This is a genomic window from Burkholderia sp. AU45274, assembly GCF_030482505.1.
GTDB lineage: Bacteria > Pseudomonadota > Gammaproteobacteria > Burkholderiales > Burkholderiaceae > Burkholderia.
Genome location: NZ_JAUJQE010000030.1, coordinates 1 through 3,823 on the forward strand (window position 1 = coordinate 1; position 3,823 = coordinate 3,823).

At 61.8% G+C, this 3,823-nt stretch carries 6 protein-coding genes; 4 read left to right on the top strand and 2 right to left on the bottom strand.

What is annotated here, in order from left to right:
- Positions 1 to 318: 318 nt before the first annotated feature.
- From cueR to QZM35_RS38000, 3 genes are all read left to right on the top strand, one after another.
- Positions 319 to 723, top strand: a complete 405-nt coding sequence (cueR, locus tag QZM35_RS37990; protein WP_301777780.1) for a Cu(I)-responsive transcriptional regulator — start codon at positions 319 to 321, stop codon at positions 721 to 723.
- Positions 724 to 938: 215 nt separating this feature from the next.
- Entirely contained in the window at positions 939 to 1,085 is a 147-nt protein-coding gene (locus QZM35_RS37995) for a DUF3563 family protein (RefSeq protein WP_006478295.1), read from the top strand.
- Positions 1,086 to 1,233: 148 nt separating this feature from the next.
- Positions 1,234 to 1,569: a hypothetical protein gene (locus tag QZM35_RS38000; protein WP_241026285.1), complete on the top strand. Its 336-nt coding sequence runs from the start codon at positions 1,234 to 1,236 to the stop codon at positions 1,567 to 1,569.
- Positions 1,570 to 1,584: 15 nt separating this feature from the next.
- Here the strand turns inward: QZM35_RS38000 and QZM35_RS38005 are convergent, their stop codons facing one another.
- Together QZM35_RS38005 and QZM35_RS38010 are read right to left on the bottom strand one after the other, a co-directional pair.
- Positions 1,585 to 2,430 (bottom strand): 23S rRNA (adenine(2030)-N(6))-methyltransferase RlmJ, encoded by an 846-nt coding sequence (locus QZM35_RS38005; protein WP_301777781.1) that lies wholly within the window; start codon positions 2,428 to 2,430, stop codon positions 1,585 to 1,587.
- A gap of 112 nt (positions 2,431 to 2,542) precedes the next feature.
- Complete coding sequence (locus QZM35_RS38010) at positions 2,543 to 3,514, bottom strand: aldo/keto reductase (protein WP_206151062.1); 972 nt, start codon at positions 3,512 to 3,514, stop codon at positions 2,543 to 2,545.
- A gap of 164 nt (positions 3,515 to 3,678) precedes the next feature.
- Here QZM35_RS38010 and QZM35_RS38015 point away from each other — a divergent pair.
- Positions 3,679 to 3,823: SDR family NAD(P)-dependent oxidoreductase (locus tag QZM35_RS38015; protein WP_131932302.1), on the top strand; the 145-nt coding region annotated here is incomplete at its 3' end.

The following is a 3,823-nucleotide window of genomic DNA, read 5'->3' on the forward strand; positions in this document are numbered from 1 at the left end:
ACCGTGAAACGACTCTACGCCGATGATAGTGCGGATTCCCGTGTGAAAGTAGGTAATCGTCAGGCTCCCTAAGCCGAAAACCCCCGCCCGAAAGGCGGGGGTTTTTGCATTTGGGCGGCGGAAATGCATGTGTGGTGAGAGAAGAGCGCTTCATTCATCACATCCCAACGGCACGCACACCAGATCAATCAGCCGCCATCCTGCAGTCGATCCTCATCCCGGAACGAAACCACGCGATTTGATACGATCGACGTGTCGTCGGCGATTGCACACGTCGACCTTCATGTTTGAAACCAGGGCTTGATGGAGAGAGCGGAAATGAATATCGGCGACGCGTCGCGCGAATCCGGAGTCAGCGCAAAGATGATCCGGTACTACGAACAGGTGGGCCTGCTGGCGCCAAGCAAGCGTACCGACGCCGGTTACCGGATCTACGGCGCAGACGAGATCCATATCCTGCGCTTCATCCGTCAGGCGCGACGCCTTGGCTTTCTCGTCGAGGACATCCGCAAGCTGCTGATGCTCTGGCAAGACCGTTCCCGCGCGAGCGCCGAAGTGAAGTCAATCGCCCTCGAGCACGTGGCCGAACTCGACAAGCGCATCGCCGAGCTGAGCGACATGCGCGACACACTGGCCGATCTTGCTGCGCACTGTCATGGTGACGGGCGGCCCGAATGCCCGATTTTGGCGCGTCTGTCCGACCCTGTCAGTGAACCAAATTAGTGCGTTCGCTCGACGTCCCAATCAGGCATTGACTCGATTTTGATAAAAATCAATGGGTTATGAAGTGGCGTCGGTCAGCCATTCCGATTTGGAATGGTTCCCATGCAAGTATTTCACTAGCATCTTGGTGCGGCATCGCTATAATTCGGGATAACCCTATACGGGAAATCCCTGAACACCGATTCACCAGGGGTCCCCCTTCCTTGGAGAATGTCATGATCGCCTACATCGTCGAAAAGCTGAGCAACTGGTTCGAATCCGCAGAACGTGAACGCCGTGAGGCCTACCTTGCCACGTCGTCGGACATCGTCCAGCTCGAGAGCCGCATCCGCTCGCTCGAAACCAACGGCTACTCGCTGTAATCGGAGTCACCGTCAGGTGCCACGTGGCACCGAACGATAAGCAAGCCCCGTATTTGACGGGGCTTTGTTTTTTTGTGCGTCGGATCTGGCGCAATCGTCAGTGCAGCGCTATGGTATGCACCTGCTTTTCATCCTGAAGGACACGATCATGCGTTTGCGTCTCGATGTGCGTCGAAGTGCCCGCGCGCGTCTCGTTCTGGGCGCGGCGGTGCTGGTCCACGGACTCGCGGCTGTTGCTGCGACGTCGTCCAAGCCGCTGATTCTCGATACGCAACGCGGTATCCAGGACGGCAAGGGCGGGTTGGTGCTGCAGACGGCCCCGTTGTCTTCCGAGCCGATCGTCGAGCCGGCAGGGATGCGCGCTCCGGCCGGGCAGGCGCCGAACACGTCGGTTCCGCTGTTCGTCGCGCCGTATATCAATGTCCCCGCATGGGGTGGGCAGCCGGTCAACCAGCCGAGGCTCGCGCCGAGACCTCAGCCGTAACGGCCAGTCACCCGATCAGTTTCCGCGGTGCTCGATCTGGCAGCGGGCGCCGCTATCCTGTCCGAGCATCTCGACCAGGTAGGGCAGTGCCTCGTTCATGCTCTGGGCGAGCGTATACGGCGGATTCAGAATGAACATCCCGCTGCCGTAGAGACCTAGCCCGTCAGTCGGCGGATTCGACACCGTCAGTGTCAGGTGCAGCCAGTTGTTCGGTTGCAGGCGCTTCAACTGCTCGGGAAAACGCTGCGATTCCGTCCGGGTCACCTGCGGGTACCAGACTGCATAGCAGCCCGTCGCGAAACGCTTCAGACACTCCGTCACGCAAGCCACCGTGCGCGCGTAATCCTTCTTGTCCTCGTAGGACGGGTCGATCAGAACGAGTGCGCGTCGCGGCGGCGGCGGCAGCAGCGCCTTGATGCCTTCGAAGCCGTCGCCGGCGAAGATCATCGCGCGTCGGCCCGCATCGCGGAAATTGTGGCGCAGCACGTCGATTTCCGTCGTGTGCATTTCGAACAGGCGCATGCGGTCCTGCTCGCGCATCGATCGCCATGCGATGTACGGGGAACCCGGGTAGAAGCGCAGTTCACCGTCGTCGTTCAGTGCGCGAACTTCATCCACATAGTCGCCCAGCGCCTCCGGCAGGTCCTTCTCGTTCCACAGTCGGCCGATGCCGGTGTCGAATTCCGACGTCTTCGCCGCGTAGCCGTCGCGCAGCGAGTACACGCCGGCACCTGCATGCGTGTCGATGTACCAGTAAGACTTGTCCTTCTTGTTCAGGTAGCGCAGCAGCTGAACGACGACGGCGTGCTTGAGCACGTCCGCGTGGTTGCCTGCGTGAAAACCGTGACGATAACTGAGCATGGCGGGCTGCCTGAAACGAAAGGTGAATCGATGAAAGCGGTCGATCGTGCGCGGCCGTCAGGCCGGGCGCCGATGCGGGCCGCGTATTGTACGCGAGTGACCGCGCATCGCCTTACTCGTACGCATCGCCGACCACCTCCTCGATGCGTTGCTTCACATCCGGCGTCAGCTTCGCGGCAACGTCGAGCGCGCGCATGTTGTCACTGATCTGCTCGATCCGCGACGCGCCGGTGATGACTGAACTCACACGCGGATTTGCGAGTACCCACGCGATCGCGAGTTGGGCCGTGCTGCAGCCGAGCTCGGCTGCAATTGTGCCGAGCCGTTCGACGATGTCGTTGGCGGCCGGATTGGTCAGGCGGTCGCGCATCCAGTCGTAACCCTGTAACTGGGCGCGGCTGCCGGGCGGCACGCCGTTACGGTACTTGCCGGTGAGCAGGCCCGATGCCAGCGGGCTCCAGGTCGTGAGGCCGAGACCGTAGTCTTCGTAGAGCCGCGCATATTCCTGTTCGACCCGCGTGCGGTGGAACAGGTTGTACTGCGGCTGCTCGACGACCGGCTTGTGCAGGTGATGCCGCTCGGCGATCTCGCACGCAGCACGGATCTCGTCGGCACTCCATTCCGACGTGCCCCAGTACAGCGCCTTGCCGCGCACGATCATGTCGCTCATTGCCCAGACGGTTTCCTCGATCGGCGTGTTCGGGTCGGGACGATGGCAATAGACGAGGTCGACATAGTCGAGTTGCAGCCGGCGCAGCGAGCCGTCGATGGCGTTCAGCAGGTATTTCCGGTTCAGCGTGTGATACTGGTTCGGCGCTTCGGCGAGCCCCCAGAAGAACTTCGTGGACACGATGTAGCTGATGCGCGGCCAGTCGAGTGCCTTGAGCGCGTGGCCCATGATTTCCTCCGATTTGCCGCCGGCGTAGACCTCGGCATTGTCGAAGAAATTGACGCCCGCGTCGCGCGCCGCAGCCAGGCATTCGCGTGCGACCCGCTGGTCGACCTGGTTGCCGTACGTCACCCACGAACCGAGCGAAAGTGCGCTGATCTGCAGGCCGGAGCGGCCTAGCCGTCGATAGTGCATGCGAATCTCCTGCGTGACAGAACCGACCTTAAGCTTAGACGTTTTGCGCGCGAACGGCGGGGCCGATCGTGCACAATGACGGCTGGCCCGCCAGCACGATCGCGCGACGGTAGCGGATGCAGCGGGCGCTTGTTTTATCGATCCGACAACGGGAGGAGACGGACATGGCAGCAGATCTGAGCGGCAAGACCGCAGTCGTCACGGGCGCCGCGAGCGGCATCGGCAAGGAAATCGCACTCGAGCTCGCGAAAGCGGGCGCGGCCGTCGCGATCGCCGACCTGAACCAGGACGGCGCGAACGCGGTCGCTG